A 19,692-nucleotide genomic window follows, 5' to 3' on the forward strand; every position below is an offset into this window, starting at 1 on the left:
TATTTCTCAAATTTGGAGCGAGTTGCTCCTCTTTCTCGATTTACCGGGTCTTCTATTTCATACAAAGAAGACAATTTTCTTTACAGAAGTGTAAATAGCTAGCATGTTCAAGTCTTCTGGACAAACACCTTAAATGAGCTATTTACACTTTATTTGTTCCGTGCGATTCTCTTACTTAATTAAATCGCCAACAAATTTCGGTAATGCGAATGCTGCATTGTGTAATTCTTTTGTGTAGTATTTCGTTTCGATTTCGTGGAAACGCTCTTCACTTACTTCTAATGGATCATGTTTTTTAGATCCGATTGTGAACGTCCAAAGACCGCTTGGGTAAGTTGGAATGTTCGCTGTGTATAAACGAGTAATTGGGAAAATCTCTTTTACATCTTTAAACACAGTTGTAATTAGTTCTGGCGTAAACCAAGGGTTGTCCGTTTGTGCAACGAAAATACCATCTTCTTTTAACGCTTTTGAAATTCCAGCGTAGAAGCCTTTTGTAAATAGGTTTACTGCTGGTCCTACTGGCTCAGTAGAATCTACCATAATTACGTCATATTCATTTTCGCTTTCTGCGATATGTAGGAAACCGTCTCCTACTTTTACTTCTACACGCTCATTATCTAATGCACCTGCAATTGATGGTAAGTACTGTTTAGAGTACTCAATTACTTTTCCATCGATTTCAACAAGAGTTGCTTTCTTTACGCTTGGGTGTTTTAACACTTCACGAATAACACCGCCATCGCCGCCACCTACAACTAATACGTTTTCAGGGTTTGGATGTGTAAATAAAGGTACGTGCGCTACCATTTCATGATAAACGAACTCATCTTTTTCTGTTGTCATAACCATGCCATCTAAAATAAGCATGTTTCCGAACTCTTCCGTTTCGACCATATCAAGTTTTTGGAATTCTGTTTGCTCCGTATGTAATGTGCGGTTAATACGCGCCGTAATCCCAAAATGTTTTGTTTGTTTTTCAGTGAACCATAGTTCCATCGTACAATCACGCCTTTCAATGCAAATTTATAATAGGGACATCATTAATGTCCCCTAACAAAAATAAAACAAAACATCCAAAATGTATAGTTAAAAGTACAAAAATACCGAAAATATATTTTAGTCAGAGGGTTCTAACATATACATATAAAGAAAACCCTTTCTTAAGAAAGGGCTTTTCTCTCTACTTCTACCTGTTTTCGAATCGGAATTAAAATCATTACACAACCAACTAATACAACAATCCCACCTACTAAAAATGGACTTTGCGGTGAAACAGCGTGGCCGATAATCCCTGATAAAATGGGAGCAATTGCGCCACCTAACCAACGAACGAAGTTATAAACACCAGATGTAACAGATCTTTCATAAGGTGAAATATCCATTACATAACTTGTAAATAATGCATTATTTAATCCTGATGCTAATCCTGATAGAACAATTAATACAATTTGTAACCACATAATTTTCACGAAGAATAGTGCAATTAAGAATAGCGCAAATACGAGTAAACTGCCTTTCAACAATGTTTTCGGCTCATATTTCCCTTCTAGCTTATGTGCTAAAATTGCAGAACCGTAAGCTAACGCGAGTCCCCATCCACAAAATACAAAACCTAATTGAATAGCAGATAAATGCATAATAAGTGGTGAATATGCTAACACAACGAAAAATCCGTAGTAGTATAACATTCCTGAAATGGCGCCTTGCATAAACGGCTTATACTTCACCAGGTTAAGTAATTCTCCTACGCCTGCCGCTTTACGCTTCACTTTTCGCTCTGGTTCTTTCACAAAGAAGAAAACTAAAATAAATGCTAAGAAAATTAAAATACTCGTCGCAAAAAATGGGTAACGCCAAGAATGTCCACCTAATATCCCACCTAATAATGGTCCACCTGCCATTCCTAGACCGATAGCTGCTTCATATAACCCTACTGCTTCATGAACTTCTTTACTTAATGCAATCAATAAAGTCATCGCCGTTGCGAAGAACATCGCATTCCCTAATCCCCATCCAGCGCGGAAAAGAGATAACTGAGCAATCGTTTGCGATATACCGCATATAAACGCAAATACAGTCACGATCGCAAGACCGATTGTCATCATTCGTTTATCACCAAATCTCGATGCAAATATTCCAGCTGGTAACATCATAATTGCCATCGTTAAAATATACGCTGTAAATAACATCTCTACTTGCCAATGCGATGCACCAATCTTTTCAGCAATAATTGGCAAAATTGGATCGACTACCCCTATACCTGAAAAGGCAAGGAAAGTAGCCAACACTGTAATCAATCTCCCTAGTTTTTGTTTGCTCTCCATTTTGATTACTCTCCTTTTGTATTCTCTAAAAATGTCACTGCACGATGTAAGCTGTCTTCAAGTTCTCCCTTTACACGCTGCATTTGCTCCATTTTCTCGTCTAGCGTTTGCACTTGTTTTTCAAGCATCTCTTTAATTTCTTGAATCACTTCACGATCACGGGGATTCTCACTATTTCTTCTTTGCTCCATTCTTTCTTTTAACGATAAAAAATGTTGCATTTCTTGAAGCGTAATCCCTAACACTTCTTTCGCTTCCACAATTCTTTTAATTCTAGCGATATCTTCGTCTGTATACAGGCGAATGTTCCCCTCACTACGTTCTGGGGGATGAATTAAACCAATTTCCTCATAATAACGAAGTGTACGTTTTGTTAAACCAACTTGCTTTGTAACTTCATCAATCTTATACATGTTTATTCCTCCCTTCACTCGATTATTACATTTTACGTTAACGTTAACTTTTGTGCAACTGTTAGACTTTTGTAAATGTTTGTCATATTAAATTGTATTTTTTCAAAAGCAGTTTCATAATGAAAGAAAAGAAATGATAAGGAGAATTTCACATGAGTAAACCACTTATTTTCGCTCATCGCGGCGTAAAAGGAACACATCCAGAAAATACGATGATTGCCTTCCAAGAAGCTGAACGCATCGGCGCCCATGGCATTGAACTTGATGTCCACCTATCAAAAGATGGTGAACTTGTCGTAATTCACGATGAAACAGTCGATCGTACAACGAATGATGTAGGTCTTGTCTCTGAAAAAACGGTAAAAGAGTTACAAGCTTTAGATGCCGGCAGCCATAAAGATCCTTCTTTCCATGAAGCAAAAATCCCAACGTTACGCGAAGTATTCATTTGGTTATCTACAACAAAGTTACAGCTCAACATTGAGTTAAAGACAGATGTCATTCACTATCCAAACATTGAAGAAAAAGTTGTTGCTCTCGTTCGAGAATATCATCTTTCTAATCAAATTGTATTCTCTTCATTTAATCACGACTCTGTTTCATTATTAGCAGAAATTGCTCCTGAAATCCCAAGAGCAATTTTATATGATACACCACTTGCTGATCCTATCGCTGAAGCGAAAACTAGAGAAGCAACTGGTTTACATCCAAACTTTCAACTACTAACAAAGGAATTTGTTCAACTAGCGCAAAAACAAGGGTACGTTTTCCGCCCTTATACAATTAACGAATACAAAGATTTGCAAACTATGATTGATTATGGCGTAGATGTCATTATTACCGATTGGCCAGCACGTGCATTTGAGCTCCTTTCTTAATTGAAGGAGCTCTTTATTTTCGAAATTTCATTGTTTAAAATAATCGAAAACCCTCAATACTAATACAATAATGTTTGTATGAATGAGGGGCTGAAAAAGATGGATCAAACTATGAATCCAAAACTTAAAAAATATAAACGTCTTTTCTTCACCGTAATGTTTTCTTCTGTTCTTTTTTTCGTTTTCTCCTTTTTTGTTATTATTATAGTTGCAAAAATTATGGGACCTCCTCCTGTTGCTGTCCCGCAAACAAGTGTCTTTTACGCTAATGATGACACTGTTATAGGACAAAGTAATCAGGTACAAAAACGCTACAATGTATCTCTCAATGAAATTTCTCCTTATGTAAAAGAGGCAACACTATCTATCGAAGATCAACGATTCTACAAACATCATGGCTTTGATATGAAGCGTATTGCTGGTGCCATTGTTGCTGATTTAAAAGCGATGGCAAAAGTCCAAGGTGCTAGTACGATTACACAACAGTATGCCCGTAACCTATACTTAGATCATGATAAAACGTGGAAACGTAAACTATTAGAAGCAATGTACACAATCCGTCTTGAAGTGAATTATAATAAAAATCATATTTTAGAAGGATATTTAAATACAATTTATTACGGGCATGGTGCTTATGGAATCGAAGCTGCGTCCCGTCTATATTTTGATAAAACAGCAAAAGAATTAACATTAGCGGAAGCTAGTATGCTCGCGGGTATACCAAAAGGACCTAGTGTCTACTCTCCCTTTTTAAAAAAAGATCGTGCGAAAGAACGACAATCTCTTATATTAGATGAAATGGTAGAACAAGGCTATATTACGAAGAAACAAGCAGCTTCAGCAAAGAAAGAATCACTAACTTTCGCTTCATTAGATACGAAAAAAGTCGCAGAGGTTGCGCCTTATTTCCAAGATGCTGTACAAGCTTCTCTTCTTCGCGATGTCGGATTAGATGAGCAAGCCTTACAAAAAGGCGGCTTGCGTATTTATACAACGCTAGACCCAAAATTACAATCAGTTGCAGAACAAGCTGTAAAAGACCACATACCTGACACGACAAACATACAAACTGCGCTCGTCTCTATGAATCCAAAAACAGGTGAAGTAGCTGCCCTTGTTGGTGGAACTGATTATAATACAAGTCAATTTAACAGGGCTACACAGGCCGCTCGCCAGCCTGGATCTACATTTAAGCCATTTCTATATTATGCGGCATTAGAACGAGGATTCACCCCTGCTACGCGCTTAAAAAGCGAATACACCGTGTTCACTTTAGGTGACGGTGTTTCAAAGTATAAACCGAAAAACTATAAAGACTATTATGCAGACGATTTTGTAACAATGGCGCAAGCTCTTGCGGTCTCTGATAACGTATATGCCGTGAAGACTAATTTATTTTTAGGCGAAGACATTCTTACAAAGACAGCGAAGCAATTCGGCATTAAAAGTGCATTAAAAGATGTCCCTTCCCTCGCGCTCGGTACATCTCCTGTAAAACCAATTGAAATGGTTAACGCTTATAGCATGTTCGCAAACGGGGGAAAAGAAGTAAAACCTATTTTCATTCGCCGCATTATGGATCATGAAGGAAATATTTTATACGATGCTCATTTGGAGAGTAAACAAGTTCTTGATAAGAGCAAAGCATTTGTGATGGAAGAAATGATGACAGGCATGTTTAATAAAAAACTAAGCAGTTATGCTGCTGTAACTGGTCAATCAATGTTATCTAAACTATCAAGAACCTATGCCGGAAAATCTGGTTCTACCGAAACAGATAGTTGGATGATTGGGTTTACCCCGCAACTCGTAACTGGCGTATGGGTTGGATATGATCAACCTAAATCAATTTCAAACGTAGCAGAACAAGGCTATGCGAAAAGAATATGGACTGATACGATGGAGAAAGGCTTAGATGGACAGCCTAAAAAAGAGTTTAAACAACCAAGTGACGTCGTTGCAGTCGATATTAACCCTGAAAACGGGAAAATCGCTACAAAAAATTGTCCAATTTCAGTGAAAATGTATTTTGCAAAAGGTACAGAACCAACTGAATATTGTATGGATCACGTTGATGATAAAGAGGAATTTGAAAAGACAACTGAAGAAAAGAAAAAAACAAGTTGGTGGAAAAAATATCTTCCTTGGTAGAATATCAAGCTATTTCACTGAACGTGGAATAGCCTCCTAGTCGAATCATCGATATATCTTCATACAACAAGCCAAAATAAAAAGGATGTCTCACTAGTCAACAATCGACTAGTGAGACATCCTTTTCTTTTATTCACTTAATAATGCACGGCGCAATTCTTCGCTAGACTCGTTCCAAATCGCTTCATTATGTTCTTTTAAGAATGTACCAAGTACTTTTTTAGATGATTCGTCCATATGTTCAACCATAATGTGACGCTTCAATGATTTATCCATTTTGTTTACGTGCTCTGGAAGTGACTTATATCCGCGGCGAATTTCACGGTCAACTGTCATTTCACAAGCTGTTACACCTGCGTAATACGCACCTGTTGCTGTTCTTTCAATCGTTACCCATACAAGCCAGTATGGTTTTCCGTTTGGAACTTCATCTTTATTTGTTAAAAACTTAATACCTTTTTCTACTGTACTACGTGCATGCATCGCACCGATATCAACAAATGCTGTTTTCTCTAGTACATCGACAAATACAGGTGAAATGTTTTCTAGACTTAATGCCCCAACGCCAAAACCACCATGTCCATCTGTTGAATCATTTTTCACGATATTAAAACCGATTTTTTTCTTTTTCTCTGTCATATGTAAATTCCTCCTCACTTAATGATTATAAAAGGCCAAAGATAGGCGCAATAATACTGTTTAAAAATGCAAATACGTATGGAATGACAACATTAAAAATAGGTTGGATTGTGTAATTGCTAAGCGGTGTAATAACTAGAATTAATAAAGCAATTGCCCCGTATTTTTCATACTGTGTCATTTTCGCACGAATATTTGTTGGTGCTAAATCCTCCACTACGCGATATCCATCAAGTGGCGGGATTGGTAATAAGTTAAAGACAAGTAAAACGATATTCAACATAATAAAAATCTGGAAAAATTGAGCTAGCGTATCTGCTACTGCAAATGGAATTGAGTCTAATACACCAAATGTTAATAAGCTATACCAAATAATTAAACCGATTGCGCTTAAAATTAAGTTACTAATCGGTCCTGCAATTGAAACTAATATACCTGCAAGACGAGGTCTTTTAAAGTTATATGGGTTAACAGGAACTGGTCTCGCCCAACCAAAACCAAGAATTAATACAGCAATCATCCCGATAGGATCTAAATGTGCCATCGGCGATAAAGTTAAGCGCCCTTGTCTCTTTGCTGTATCGTCTCCAAATTTATATGCTACATATGCATGCGCAAATTCATGCACTGATAATGCGATAATAATGGCCATTGCTACCAAAGGAATTTGGTGCAACGGGTATCTAAATAACTGATCCATGCTTCATCTCCTCTTCAATATGTCAAAAAAAGAAATTATTTGTTTTTTGATTGTTCTTCCACATAATCCGCTATAATAAGAGTGTAACTTACATAAAAGGAGCGATTATATATGCCATACGTAACAGTGAAAATGCTAGAAGGACGCACAGAGGAACAAAAGAAAGCTCTTGCTGAGAAAGTAACAGCAGCAGTAAGCGAAACAACTGGTGCTCCTGAAGAAAACATCGTTGTTTTCATCGAAGAAATGTCTAAAAACCATTATGCAGTTGGCGGAAAACGCTTAAGCGACAAATAATTTCAAGTTCTTTCATAAGAAGCAGCTTTTAGCTGCTTCTTATTTTTTGCCTTCGAGTAACTCGATGATTCTCTCTTTATATTTTCCTTTTCTTCCATCTTCATAGATTAAATCATGCGGGTAGAATAGCTTTTGATCCCTTCTCTTCTTACCAGTAATCGCCTCAACAATATCCGATTCACGTGAAAGCTCTCTAAGTTCTCCATTTGGCATAAGAAGTAAGATTGGTAGACGTTCTTCTTCTTCACCAGCACGGTAAAAGTCGTACGGTAAGTCTGATGTTGAATCAACTACTAAATAGTATTCTGGATCGAGTCCAATCTTTTTAAATAAGCTACTTAATTCCATCCAATTATCTAAACCGTGCTTATCTGTAAACTCTACATATTTAAATAGGTTTCGATTCATAAAACGACGGCATAAATCACTTAAAATTGGATCCTCTTCGTCTTGCCATACTTGGAAGTAATAATACATAACGTTCTCGTCTAACTTTAAATAATCCTCTACTGTTACTTCTTCTTCAAATAAAGAATAGAAATGAACCGGATGATTCTTAAATGTATAGTACTTCTCGTGCAATGATTTTGCACGGTGTAAAATCTTCGTTAAAATAACTTCAGCACTGCGTGTTACTGGATGGAAATATACTTGCCAGTACATTTGATAACGACTCATAATATAATGTTCAACAGCATGCATACCACTATTTTTAATAACTACTTGATTTCCGTACGGACGCATAACGCGCAGTATACGTTCCATATCAAAGTTTCCATACTTTACGCCAGTGAAATACGCATCTCTTAATAAATAGTCCATGCGATCTGCATCAATTTGACTGGAAATCATGCTAATCGCTAATTTATTAGTAGATGTTTTCGCAATTACATCGGCTACCTTTTGTGGGAAATCTTTATCCACACGACTTAATACACGATTAATTTCTGTATCTCCAACGATAATCTTTTGCGTAAATTTCTCATGGTCTAATGAAAATACTTTTTCAAACGAATGAGAAAACGGACCGTGACCGACATCATGAAGCAATGCCGCACATAAGCATAACAATCTATCTTCAGCATTCCAATTCGGTCTGCCATCAAACACATCATCAATCATACGACGAATAATTTCATATACACCTAACGAATGAGTAAAGCGACTATGCTCTGCACCGTGAAATGTAAAAAATGTCGTTCCAAGCTGCTTAATACGGCGCAAGCGTTGAAATTCTTTCGTTCCGATTAAATCCCAAATAACACGATCGCGCACGTGCACATATTTATGTACCGGGTCTTTAAACACTTTTGTTTCGCTGAGTTTGTCGTTTAAATATACCACTTTCCGACATCCCCCTTTCTTTACTGCATTCTTACTATATATTATAAACGAAATAGGAAACAGAAAGAAATGAAAGACTATATTAATTGCCCTTATATAAAGAAAAAATCACTTTTACCGGGGTAAAAGTGATCTCTTTTTATATATTATTTCCCTAAAACGAACTCAGCAACTTCATCTAAGATCATTTCTTTACCTAGTGGGAAGTAACCTTTGTTTAATTCTTCGTTTTTAATTGTAAATACGTGGTTGTTTTTAACAGCGTTCATATTTTTCCAAATTGATTCTTCTTGGAATTCTTTTAGGCGCTGAGAACCGTCACCAGTCGTAAATACGAATAAGTAATCTGGGTTGTAATCGATTAAAGCTTCTTTTTGTACTTGTACTAACGGTTTATCAGTTGGTGTACCTTTAACTGCTGGTAATTTTAAATCATTAAAGATTACACTACCGTAACCGTAGTCACCGTATACACGGAAAGCATTTGGATATGCAGCCATTTTCATGAATTTAGCATCGCCAGTTTTCGCAACGATTTTGTCATGTAATTTGCTTGCTTTTTCGTCATACTGTTTGAACCATTCTTTTGTTTCTTTCTCTTTACCGAAGATTTGACCTACTTCTTCGAATTTTGGACGCCATTGGTCTAATGGAGTTTTTAACATAACTGTTGGTGCAATTTTAGATAATTGATCATAAATCTTTTCTTGACGATTATTTACAAGAATTAAGTCTGGTTTTGCAGCAGCTACTGCTTCGATGTTAATTTTATCTCCCCAAGCAGAACCAACTGGTTTTACGTCTTTTAATTTCTTTTCAATATGTGCATCAATTTTTTCTTGAGATGTATTAGCAGTAATAATTGGTTTCATACCAAAGATTAATAATTCTTCTGTTGAACCACTAAGGTCAGCAATTTTCTTGGGATTTGCAGGGATTTTAATTTCCCCTTTTGCATGTTGTACAGTGCGCTCTTCAGTCTTCGCATCCTTCGCATCTGCTTTCTTCTCTTCTTTGTTAGAACAAGCTGCAAATAGTACAGAAGTAACGACTAGTACCATTGCTAATAACGCCATTTTAAAATTCTTCATGTTCCCACTCCTTCTAGCTGTATTTCTCTTATAAGTTACAGTGAACTATAAGAAACAAGGTTAACAATTAATAAATATATATTGATTAATTGTTGCTTATGCCCCCGTTCTAACGGGTGTTCAACTTCCTATTTACTAATAAGAAGCTCAACGTCCATTAGAAGCCCCCCCTCTTTACGAGGGGGATTCTACTTATGCTTTTTTACGCAATTGATTACTAATCATCGCTAAATCATACGTTAAACAAATTGGCTTACAGTTTACTGGACATGGAACAATTTGAGCTTCAATCTCAAATACATTACGAAGTGTTTCACTCGTCATCACTTCATCTGGCGTTCCTTGTTTCATTAACTTACCAGCTTTTAATGCAATCATATGATCTGAGAAACGAGAAGCATGGTTTAAGTCATGGATAACCATAACAATCGTTCTACCTTCTTCTTCATTTAACTTTTTCAATAAGTTTAATACTTCTAATTGATGGGCCATATCTAAGTACGTTGTCGGTTCATCTAATACGAGTAATTCTGTCCCTTGTGCAAGAGCCATCGCAATCCATACGCGTTGATGTTGCCCACCTGATAATGCCTCTGCTGGACGATTTGCGAATTCTGTCATTCCCGTCACTTCAAGTGCCCAATGAATGTAGCGATAATCCTCTTCTTTCAACGTTCCAAATCCTTTTTGATGAGGAAAGCGTCCATATGAAACGAGTTCAAATACAGTAAGGCCAGTTGGTACTTCTGCAGTCTGTGGTAAAATTGCCATTTTCTTTGCGATTTCTTTCGTTGGTTGTTTCTCGATTGCTTTTCCGTCAAGATAAACAGTACCTTTTTTTGCTTTCAAAATACGAGAAGCCGTTTTTAATAATGTGGACTTTCCACAACCATTTGGTCCAATAATTGTTGTAATTTTCCCTTCCGGAATTTCAACTGTTAATCCATCAATAATTAACCCTTCATTATAGCCAACAGATACCGCATCAACTGCTAAAGTTGCCATACAAAAAGCCTCCCTTTACTTTGTCCTCATAAGTAAGTATATAAAATACGGTGCACCAATTACAGAAATAACAAGACCGACCGGTATTTCTGAAGTTGGTAACACACTTCTTGAAATTACGTCTGCGAATAAAAGTAAAAACGTTCCTATTAGTGCAGCTGTAGGCAGCATAATTTGATGTTTCCCACCAACAAGGCGCCTCGCTAAATGGGGAGCCATTAAACCGATAAAACCAATTCCTCCGGCAACAGCGACAGATGCACCTGCTAAACAAACTGCAATAAATAATAATTTACGTCTTTCCTTTTCTACGTTTACACCAAGACCAACTGCTGTAGAGTCGCCTAGGTTCATTACATTTAGTATGTGTGCTTTACTAATAGCTAGTGGCAAGAAAATAACCATCCATGGAAGGACACTTAGCACGAACTTCCAATCTGTGCCCCAAAGACTTCCTGCTAACCAAATCGTAGCAAAGCGGAAATCGTTAGATGTCATCTTCATAGAAAAAATTAAACTAACAGCACCAAACCCGGCTGCAACAGCGATACCCACAAGTATCAATCGAGTAGATGAAACGCCGTCTTTCCATGCTAGTAAATAAATAATAACAGCTGCTAATATCGCTCCAACTAGTGCGAAGAACGGAAGAATGAATACAGATAAAAATGTACCAGTTCCTACTTTCCCGAAGAAAAAGTAGACAAAGATAACAACTGTTAATCCCGCTCCAGCGTTAATACCGATAATACCTGGATCAGCAAGTGGATTTCGTGATAACCCTTGCAAGATCGCACCTGACATAGCTAAAGCAGATCCAACTAATATAGCAATGACCATACGCGGCATACGGAATTCAAATAAAATAACAGACTGATCTTCAGCCCCGAGTCCAACCAATGACTTTAATACGTCCATTGGCGGTATTTTAAATGTCCCTGTATTTAAACTCACTAAAAATACAGTAACGATTAATCCTACTAAAATTGTTAAAACCGAAACGTTCTTTTTTGTTAAGACACTTGTCCTCACATTTTTCCTCTCCCTTCGTTACGTGCTAAGTAGAGGAAGAATGGAACCCCAATTAGCGCTGTAATTGCTCCAATTGGCGTTTCAAACGGCGGATTAATAACGCGAGATAACATATCTGCACATTCAATTAACAGCCCGCCTAAGACCGCAGAACATGGAATAACCCATCTATAGTCTGAGCCTACAAGGAAACGAGTCATATGTGGGATGACAAGACCAACAAATCCAACCGATCCTGCCATAGAAACTGCCGAACCTGTTAACACAAGAACAAGTACTGTCCCGATAAATTTAATTAATGTCGTATTTTGACCAAGTCCAATCGCAATTTCTTCACCGAAGCTTAAAATTGTAATATACCTCGACATCATAATTGCAATGAAGAGACAAACTAGACCAATCGGTACTAACATATTAATACTTTCCCATTTCACTCCAGCAACTCCGCCTGCATTCCACATACTTACCTCTTGGGCAAGATTGAAATATAGCGCAATTCCAGATGAAATGGCCCCTAATAAAGCACTAATCGCGGCACCCGCTAAAGCTAATTTCACAGGCGTTAATCCACCTGGTGAAGAAGATCCAATTCCATATACAATGCTCGCTCCAAACGCAGCACCAATAAAAGATGCGATAACGAACATTAAATAAGGTGAATTAGGGAAGAATGCATACATAATTGCAATTCCAAATACAGCCCCATCTGTAATCCCCATTAACGATGGGGATGCAAGTGGATTTCGCGTCATACCTTGCATAATTGCTCCTGATACCGCTAAAAAGGCACCTGCTACTACGCCCCCTATTGCTCTAGGCATGCGAAGTTCTTGAATTACATTATGATGCGTAATAGAACCGTCAAACTGAAATACAGCTTGCCATACAGTCTTTAAACTAATATCTGCAGCACCAAACGAAATAGACAGTGCCATGCTTAAAGCTAACAAAATTGTACCTGCTACTAAAATAATAGAGGCAATGAGCGGCCTGCTCTTAATCTCTTTAACATTCACATCTTGCTGTTCTATACTCCTTGCGCTCGCTTCCATCCCTCAACCATCCTAACCAACAACATATGTTTAATTTAATGAAATGAAATTTATTCTCAAATAGCAATAAAAAAATTAAATAAATCGGCCCTTTTCTGATAATGATTCTCAGAATCAGACACCTTCTATTCTACCTATCGCTTCAAAAGACTGTCAACCATTATTTTGAAATACAAATTCATATAGGCCGAGACCTTAATAAATAGATAATGCCTATCTATCATGAACTATTATCATCACCAGTTAAGCTTTCTCAGAATAGATTCTTCCTCTTATGGGCATAAAAAAAGAAGAGTAATCTGTTCACTCTTCTTTTCCTTACTTATTTAACTTTGCTTCAATTTTTACAATTAATTCGTCTTCTGTTGGCGCTGCAACTGGACGATTATTTACAAATGCGAATGATTTTTTACGGCCAGGGCCACAGTAAGACTGACATCCAACTTCAATCGTTGCACATGAATCTACTTTTTTTAGCTTTGGAATCAGCGTTTTAACGTTCGTTGCCTGACAATCATCACACACACGAAATTCGTTTCCCATTATATAACACTTCCTCTATTTTAAACTTTTCTCAAGTACATTTAAAAATAAACACTAAATGGTATTTTACCGCTCTTTGAAGCTCGTTGCAAGTTTCCTTTCGACGCTCTTTCCACATATAATGCTACATATGTATATGTTTTCCTACAGCAGCTTCCGTCATTCTTGGCAAAATTTATCCCGCTTTAATGGGCAGTAAGATCCCCACCTTAAAATTCAGCGAAAGCAAAGAAGTTAGGTAGGGGATGAAGAACCTCCCACTGATGAAAGTTTCACTTTATACCTCTCATCGAAATCTACCATATTTTTAAAAGCTTTGTATAAAAGCTCATTTTTTTGCCCATTATAAAAATAGGAAGTTCATAAAAAGAAAGGGAGTTGAATCTATGAAAGTAAGACAAGATGCTTGGACGGATGAGGATGATTTATTACTTGCTGAAACTGTACTTCGTCACGTTCGAGAAGGAAGTACCCAATTAAATGCATTTGAAGAAGTAGGAGACAGATTAAATCGTACATCGGCTGCCTGTGGTTTCCGTTGGAATGCTGTTGTTCGCTATAGCTATGAACAAGCTCTTCAACTAGCAAAAAAACATCGTAAAGATAAAATGCGTGCTGCAAGTGGTGAACAAGCGAAAAAACGTTTACTTTATACACCACCAGCTTCAGATTCGATAACTAATTATGAAGAGTTCGTACAAGAGGAATCAATTGTACAATATAAAGAAGCTACTCCATATCAAGAAACTACCGTTCCTACTGCAAAAGGCTCTATGACAATGCAAGATGTTATTTATTTTTTACAAACAGTCGGATCTTCAAATATAAAAGTGACAGCTCTTGAAAACGAGAATACGAGATTGAAACAAGAAATTAAATCACAAATCCTTCGAAATGAAGAACTAGAAAAGAAACTGGAAAAATTAGAAAAACAATCTCATACTGTACAAGAAGATTACGAAACACTTATGAACATTATGAACCGCGCTCGTAAGTTGGCAGTCATGGATGAAGAAGAACGTTCTCAAACATCTTTCCGAATGGATCGAAACGGTAATTTAGAAAAAATTGCAGAGTAAAAAGGATGCATTACATGCATCCTTTTTGTTATTTCACTTCAACCATATGTGCTTCTTCTACTTTAGAATCCCTCTTTATATCTGGAAAAATCTTTTCCTTTGGATTCTCTTTAAAGGATGCTAAACCAATTGTTTTTACCGGTTCACTTATTTTTGCATATTCTGCATCACTAACAACTGCATACATATCTGTATATTTACGCGCATCACCAATTACTACATTGCCTTCGTACTTCATTTTCTTTCCATCAATTACTACATCTTTTTGTTCCTCTTTAGCAAATACAATTCCAGCTTCATCAGAAATAGCCGGCAATGCTTTAATAGGTTCTACATCTTCTTTCACTACTTTTTTCAGCATGTTTTCCTTTACCATCTTCTCAGCCGTTGTTTTATTCATGATTAAAACCTTTTTCTCATTAACAGTACCTAGTTTAGCTTCAAATTTATTTTGAGATTCAATTTTATCTTTATATTGATCCATTGTTTGTTGAACGCCTGTTTCATCTCCGTACATAACAACACCCGTTGCTTGTGGTGCAATCATATCCATAATAGAACAGCCACTAAATACAGCAGCTGACATAATCGCTACGATTCCTAATTTAACATTTTTCATTTGTATGCCTCCTAAAATCAATAATTACATCTCTTAGTTTAGCCATCTTAGATCATTTAACCAATTCACTTTCCTTACAACAACCTTACAATTCAGTAAGGTTTTCTCTTAAAAACTACTTTCATTATTTTTTGCTATAATAGAGATTGTCATTTTAAAGATAAGGGGTTAGTTATATGAGCAATTCCCGTTCCATTTTATCTCAGCCAGAGTGGCGTATTGTAGATCAGTCTAGTTTAGGACCAACATTCCATGCACTTCAATCATTCGCAATGGATGATACATTATGCACAAGCATTGGAAAGGGCGAATCAGCTGCAACAATGCGCTCTTGGGTTCATCACAATACAATTGTTCTTGGCATTCAAGATTCACGCCTACCACACTTAGAAGAAGGTATTTCCTTTTTAAAAGAAAACGACTTCAATGTTATCGTTCGTAATTCTGGCGGGCTTGCAGTCGTACTTGATGAAGGTGTGTTAAACGTATCACTTTTATTCCAAGAGACGGAAAAAGGTATCGATATTGATCTTGGATACGATACAATGTGGCATTTAATTCAGGAAATGTTAAAGGATTACGATGTTACAATTGAGGCAAAAGAAATCGTTGGTTCTTACTGCCCTGGTAGCTACGATTTAAGTATTCGCGACCAAAAATTTGCTGGTATTTCACAGCGCCGTATTCGCGGTGGTGTCGCTGTCCAAATTTATCTCTGTGCTACAGGAAGTGGCTCTGAACGTGCCGCACTTGTTCGTGATTTCTACAACCTAGCCATTCAAGGAGAAGAAACACGCTTTACTTATCCTGAAATTGTACCGAGTACGATGGCTTCACTTTCAGAATTACTTGGCGAAACCATTACAGTACAAGATTTAATGATGCGCCTTTTAAAAACATTGCAGCAATTCGCTCCAAAGTTAACACCATCTCAATTAACAATAGATGAAATACCTTTATATGAGACGAATTTACAACGTATTATTGATCGTAACAATAAAGCACTTGGCTTAGAAAAATAAAGACCGTCGCTATTTTAGCGACGGTCTTTATTTCAATTCGTTATAGAATTAAAGTGCTTGAGCTGCTGTAATTAAAGCTAACTTGTACACTTCTTCTTCGTTACATCCACGAGATAGGTCGTTTACAGGCATGTTTAAACCTTGTAAGATTGGTCCTACTGCTTCGAAGTTACCTAAACGTTGAGCGATTTTGTAGCCGATATTACCAGCTTCTAAGCTTGGGAATACGAATACGTTAGCATCACCTTTAATTGTAGAACCTGGAGCTTTTTTCTCAGCTACAGATGGTACGAATGCAGCATCGAATTGGAATTCTCCATCTAGAGCTAATTCTGGAGCCATTTCTTTTGCAATGCGAGTTGCTTCTACAACTTTTTCTGTTTCTGGAGATTTCGCAGAACCTTTTGTAGAGAAGCTTAACATAGCAACGCGTGGATCAATGCCGAATAGTTCAGCAGTTTTCGCACTTTCGATACCAATTTCAGCTAAATCTTGGCTATTTGGTGCAATATTAATTGCACAATCAGCGAATACATATTTCTCTTCTTCACGTACCATGATGAATACGCCAGAAGTTTTTGTAACGCCTGGTTTTGTTTTAATGATTTGAAGTGCTGGACGAACTGTATCAGCTGTAGAGTGAGCTGCACCACTTACTAAACCGTGTGCTTTGCCCATGTATACAAGCATTGTACCGAAGTAGTTTTCGTCTTTAAGGATTTTGCGAGCGTCTTCTTCAGTTGCTTTACCTTTACGGCGTTCAACGAAAGATGCTACCATTGCATCCATTTCTTCGTATGTAGCTGGATCGTAAATATCAACGCCTGCTAATGTTAAATTCATGCTAGCAGCTTTTGCGCTAATTTCTTCTTTATTACCAACTAAGATTGGTTTTACTAACTCTTCTTTTGCTAAACGCTCTGCAGCGCCTAAAATTCTTTCATCAGTTCCTTCAGGAAGTACGATAGAAATGCCTTTTCCTTGAACTTTTTCTTTTACTGTTGTAAATAAGTTGCTCACGAATAAACCCTCCTACATATGTTAAAAAACTCTATCTTTAAGAATACTTCTTTTCCTCTATATTTTAAACTTATAGCTCCCAAAAAATAGATAAAATAAAAATGATTATATTTTCATAAAATTCAGCCGTTAAATTCACCTTGCTTAAACACTTAAATGTGACAATTTTATGCGCCAAGGTTTTATATAGATGATTTTAAAACTATATATGCTATAGTTAACGTGTAAAACTATCATTAACTGAGGTGAATAGAATGAGTGAAGCAACAACAACGTTAGATGGCTGGTATTGTTTACATGATTTACGTTCTATTGATTGGGCTGCATGGAAAACATTATCTAGCGACGAACGCGGACAAGCTGTGTCTGAATTTTTAAATGTCGTTGAAAAATGGAACGACGTAGCTGCTGCGAAAAAGGGCAGTCACGCAATGTATACAGTTGTTGGCCAAAAAGCTGATATTATGCTTATGATTTTACGTCCAACAATGGAAGAGTTAAATGAAATTGAAACAGAATTGAATAAAACAACTTTAGCTGAATATATGGTTCCTGCATACTCTTACGTATCTGTTGTTGAACTAAGCAACTACCTTCCAGCTGATGAAGATCCATACCAAAATCCACAAATCTTAGCTCGCTTATATCCTGAGTTACCGAAAGCAAATCATATTTGCTTCTATCCAATGGACAAGCGTCGCCAAGGTGATGACAACTGGTACATGCTTCCAATGGAGGAACGTAAGAAAATGATGTACAGTCATAGTAAAATTGGTCGCCAGTATGCAGGTAAAGTACGCCAAGTTATTTCAGGATCTGTTGGATTCGACGATTTTGAGTGGGGCGTAACATTATTCGCTGACGATGTTCTTCAATTTAAAAAGCTTATATATGAAATGCGCTTCGATGAAGTAAGTGCTCGTTATGGTGAATTCGGAACATTTTTCGTCGGAAACATTTTACCAGACGAAAAGGTAGAGAAATTTTTACACATATAAATCGTGAAAAAGGAACGAAATTCGTTCCTTTTTTTATTCCCCTCTATATTTCTCCTCAAAAAAATTCTTTTTTCCGCAAATTTGAACAAAAATCGACAAATCCTTTTAAATACCTTACAAAATTGTAACCTTTCTATATCCAAATTTATGCTAAAATGGTACGAGCTATATGCTAATAACGATGCGAAGGTGATAATGTATATGAAGAAAATCTTTTCTATTTTACTAGTGTTTCTATTGTCAATTTCTTCCTTAGGAGTAACAACATCCCATGCGGAAGAAAAAATACACATTGAGGCAGCTGCTGCACTTCTATTTGATGCAGATACAGGAAAAATACTGCATGAACAAAATCCAGATGAATTACTAGCTATCGCTAGTATGTCAAAATTAATTGTTGTTTATGCCGTGTTAGAAGCAATTAAAGAAGGAAAAATCACTTGGGATACAAAGGTAAATATTTCTGATTACGCTTATGAAGTTTCACGTAATAATGAATTCTCTAACGTGCCGTTCGAAAAAGGACGTCAATATACTGTAAGAGAACTATATCATTCTATCGTTATCTTCTCTGCAAACGGATCTAGTATTGCCTTAGCAGAACTTCTTGCAGGAAGTGAGAAAAACTTCTTAAATCTTGCAAATGAACATGCAAAAAAACTAGGGTTAAAGAAATATAAATTTGTAAACGCTACTGGTTTAAATAACGCTGACTTAAAAGGAAAACATCCTGAGGGTACTGATCCAAATGCAGAAAACTCTATGTCAGCTCGCGATATGGGTATACTTTCAAAAGCAATGATTACAAAGTATCCAGAAATGCTAGAGGATACAAAACAAAGATTTAGAAACTTCCCAGATAATCATCCGAAACCAATTCGTATGGAAAACTGGAACTGGATGTTACCAGGAGCTGCTTTCGCTTATGAAGGTGCTGATGGTTTAAAAACCGGAAGTTCTGATACAGCTGGATACGGATTTACTATTACTGCTAAACGCGGTGATGTACGTCTTATTTCGGTTATTATTAAAACAAAATCAATGGACGAGCGCTTCACAGAATCTCGTGAGTTAATCGAATACGGGTTTAATAACTTCGAAAAACAAAAACTAAAGGTCGATAAAAACAATACACTCTCTGTAGTACAAGGGAAAGAGGATCAAGTAACTGTTGCACCGGAAAAAGAAATAACCGTAATTGCAAAAAAAGGTAGCAAAGACCCTTATAAAATTGGAACTGAAGTAGATAAATCTCTTGCTGAAGATGGTCATTTAATTGCTCCTATTAAGAAAGATGCAAAAGTAGGATCGATTACTTTAGAATCAACCGATAAATATGGTTTCTTAGACGGTAGTAAAAGTATGAAAGTTACTGCAAAAACGACAGAAGAAGTTGAAAAAGCAAATTGGTTTGTATTAACAATGCGCTCTATCGGTGATTTCTTCTCAAACTTATGGTCTAAAGTTTTTTAATAAAAAAGC

20 protein-coding genes are annotated in these 19,692 nt (G+C 36.7%); 7 read left to right on the forward strand and 13 right to left on the reverse strand.

Annotated features, from left to right (window positions below; translation table 11 throughout):
* Nucleotides 1-171: 171 nt before the first annotated feature.
* From speE to ACTFR9_RS18120, 3 genes are all read right to left on the reverse strand, one after another.
* Nucleotides 172-999, reverse strand: coding sequence for a polyamine aminopropyltransferase (gene speE / locus ACTFR9_RS18110; protein WP_000424696.1), 828 nt, complete (start codon nucleotides 997-999; stop codon nucleotides 172-174).
* 164 nt (nucleotides 1,000-1,163) lie between these two features.
* A complete protein-coding gene (locus ACTFR9_RS18115) occupies nucleotides 1,164-2,327 on the reverse strand; it encodes an MFS transporter (RefSeq protein WP_000444218.1) in 1,164 nt (387 codons plus the stop codon).
* A 5-nt stretch (nucleotides 2,328-2,332) separates the two neighbouring features.
* On the reverse strand, nucleotides 2,333-2,740 hold the full coding sequence (locus ACTFR9_RS18120; protein WP_000276568.1) for a MerR family transcriptional regulator: 408 nt from the start codon (nucleotides 2,738-2,740) through the stop codon (nucleotides 2,333-2,335).
* 152 nt (nucleotides 2,741-2,892) lie between these two features.
* Here ACTFR9_RS18120 and ACTFR9_RS18125 point away from each other — a divergent pair, with 152 nt between their 5' ends.
* Together ACTFR9_RS18125 and ACTFR9_RS18130 are read left to right on the forward strand one after the other, a co-directional pair.
* Nucleotides 2,893-3,618 (forward strand): glycerophosphodiester phosphodiesterase, encoded by a 726-nt coding sequence (locus ACTFR9_RS18125; protein WP_000042763.1) that lies wholly within the window; start codon nucleotides 2,893-2,895, stop codon nucleotides 3,616-3,618.
* Between the two features lie 99 nt (nucleotides 3,619-3,717).
* The gene (locus tag ACTFR9_RS18130) at nucleotides 3,718-5,769 is read left to right on the forward strand and encodes a transglycosylase domain-containing protein (protein ID WP_000372994.1); all 2,052 of its coding nucleotides are present in this window, start codon (nucleotides 3,718-3,720) and stop codon (nucleotides 5,767-5,769) included.
* Between the two features lie 129 nt (nucleotides 5,770-5,898).
* Here ACTFR9_RS18130 and ACTFR9_RS18135 read toward each other — a convergent pair whose 3' ends face one another.
* Both ACTFR9_RS18135 and ACTFR9_RS18140 read right to left on the reverse strand, forming a co-directional pair.
* Nucleotides 5,899-6,408: a YwhD family protein gene (locus ACTFR9_RS18135; protein ID WP_000136688.1), complete on the reverse strand. Its 510-nt coding sequence runs from the start codon at nucleotides 6,406-6,408 to the stop codon at nucleotides 5,899-5,901.
* A 25-nt stretch (nucleotides 6,409-6,433) separates the two neighbouring features.
* A complete protein-coding gene (locus tag ACTFR9_RS18140; RefSeq protein WP_000372461.1) occupies nucleotides 6,434-7,108 on the reverse strand; it encodes a site-2 protease family protein in 675 nt (224 codons plus the stop codon).
* Nucleotides 7,109-7,219: 111 nt separating this feature from the next.
* Here ACTFR9_RS18140 and ACTFR9_RS18145 point away from each other — a divergent pair, with 111 nt between their 5' ends.
* Nucleotides 7,220-7,405, forward strand: a complete 186-nt coding sequence (locus tag ACTFR9_RS18145; protein WP_001147171.1) for a 2-hydroxymuconate tautomerase — start codon at nucleotides 7,220-7,222, stop codon at nucleotides 7,403-7,405.
* A gap of 39 nt (nucleotides 7,406-7,444) precedes the next feature.
* Here ACTFR9_RS18145 and ACTFR9_RS18150 read toward each other — a convergent pair whose 3' ends face one another.
* From ACTFR9_RS18150 to ACTFR9_RS18175, 6 genes are all read right to left on the reverse strand, one after another.
* The gene (locus ACTFR9_RS18150; protein ID WP_000262739.1) at nucleotides 7,445-8,749 is read right to left on the reverse strand and encodes an HD domain-containing protein; all 1,305 of its coding nucleotides are present in this window, start codon (nucleotides 8,747-8,749) and stop codon (nucleotides 7,445-7,447) included.
* Between the two features lie 146 nt (nucleotides 8,750-8,895).
* Nucleotides 8,896-9,840 (reverse strand): ABC transporter substrate-binding protein, encoded by a 945-nt coding sequence (locus tag ACTFR9_RS18155; RefSeq protein WP_000787743.1) that lies wholly within the window; start codon nucleotides 9,838-9,840, stop codon nucleotides 8,896-8,898.
* 192 nt (nucleotides 9,841-10,032) lie between these two features.
* Nucleotides 10,033-10,845 (reverse strand): ABC transporter ATP-binding protein, encoded by an 813-nt coding sequence (locus ACTFR9_RS18160; RefSeq protein ID WP_440049008.1) that lies wholly within the window; start codon nucleotides 10,843-10,845, stop codon nucleotides 10,033-10,035.
* Between the two features lie 15 nt (nucleotides 10,846-10,860).
* Nucleotides 10,861-11,877 carry a FecCD family ABC transporter permease gene (locus tag ACTFR9_RS18165; RefSeq protein ID WP_001260776.1) on the reverse strand — a complete coding sequence of 339 codons (1,017 nt, stop codon included), beginning with the start codon at nucleotides 11,875-11,877 and terminating at the stop codon, nucleotides 10,861-10,863.
* Nucleotides 11,874-12,929, reverse strand: a complete 1,056-nt coding sequence (locus ACTFR9_RS18170) for a FecCD family ABC transporter permease (RefSeq protein WP_000388276.1) — start codon at nucleotides 12,927-12,929, stop codon at nucleotides 11,874-11,876. The genes ACTFR9_RS18165 and ACTFR9_RS18170 overlap by 4 nt, the downstream gene beginning before the upstream one ends.
* Before the next feature lie 318 nt (nucleotides 12,930-13,247).
* A complete protein-coding gene (locus ACTFR9_RS18175; protein ID WP_000526077.1) occupies nucleotides 13,248-13,472 on the reverse strand; it encodes a DUF1450 domain-containing protein in 225 nt (74 codons plus the stop codon).
* A 386-nt stretch (nucleotides 13,473-13,858) separates the two neighbouring features.
* Here ACTFR9_RS18175 and ACTFR9_RS18180 point away from each other — a divergent pair, with 386 nt between their 5' ends.
* The gene (locus ACTFR9_RS18180) at nucleotides 13,859-14,551 is read left to right on the forward strand and encodes an RsfA family transcriptional regulator (protein WP_000868375.1); all 693 of its coding nucleotides are present in this window, start codon (nucleotides 13,859-13,861) and stop codon (nucleotides 14,549-14,551) included.
* A 28-nt stretch (nucleotides 14,552-14,579) separates the two neighbouring features.
* Here the strand turns inward: ACTFR9_RS18180 and ACTFR9_RS18185 are convergent, their stop codons facing one another.
* Complete coding sequence (locus ACTFR9_RS18185; protein ID WP_000800129.1) at nucleotides 14,580-15,170, reverse strand: lipoprotein BA_5634 family protein; 591 nt, start codon at nucleotides 15,168-15,170, stop codon at nucleotides 14,580-14,582.
* 176 nt (nucleotides 15,171-15,346) lie between these two features.
* Between ACTFR9_RS18185 and ACTFR9_RS18190 the strand changes: the two genes are divergently transcribed.
* On the forward strand, nucleotides 15,347-16,192 hold the full coding sequence (locus ACTFR9_RS18190; protein ID WP_000071927.1) for a lipoate--protein ligase family protein: 846 nt from the start codon (nucleotides 15,347-15,349) through the stop codon (nucleotides 16,190-16,192).
* Nucleotides 16,193-16,240: 48 nt separating this feature from the next.
* Here ACTFR9_RS18190 and pta read toward each other — a convergent pair whose 3' ends face one another.
* A complete protein-coding gene (pta, locus tag ACTFR9_RS18195; protein ID WP_000067214.1) occupies nucleotides 16,241-17,212 on the reverse strand; it encodes a phosphate acetyltransferase in 972 nt (323 codons plus the stop codon).
* A 254-nt stretch (nucleotides 17,213-17,466) separates the two neighbouring features.
* Here pta and hemQ point away from each other — a divergent pair, with 254 nt between their 5' ends.
* Both hemQ and ACTFR9_RS18205 read left to right on the forward strand, forming a co-directional pair.
* Entirely contained in the window at nucleotides 17,467-18,210 is a 744-nt protein-coding gene (hemQ, locus tag ACTFR9_RS18200; protein ID WP_001287585.1) for a hydrogen peroxide-dependent heme synthase, read from the forward strand.
* A 195-nt stretch (nucleotides 18,211-18,405) separates the two neighbouring features.
* On the forward strand, nucleotides 18,406-19,683 hold the full coding sequence (locus ACTFR9_RS18205; protein ID WP_001998707.1) for a serine hydrolase: 1,278 nt from the start codon (nucleotides 18,406-18,408) through the stop codon (nucleotides 19,681-19,683).
* Nucleotides 19,684-19,692: the final 9 nt, after the last annotated feature.

The organism is Bacillus cereus group sp. MYBK222-1 (assembly GCF_051916425.1).
In the GTDB taxonomy this organism is placed as follows: Bacteria; Bacillota; Bacilli; order Bacillales; family Bacillaceae_G; genus Bacillus_A; species Bacillus_A paranthracis.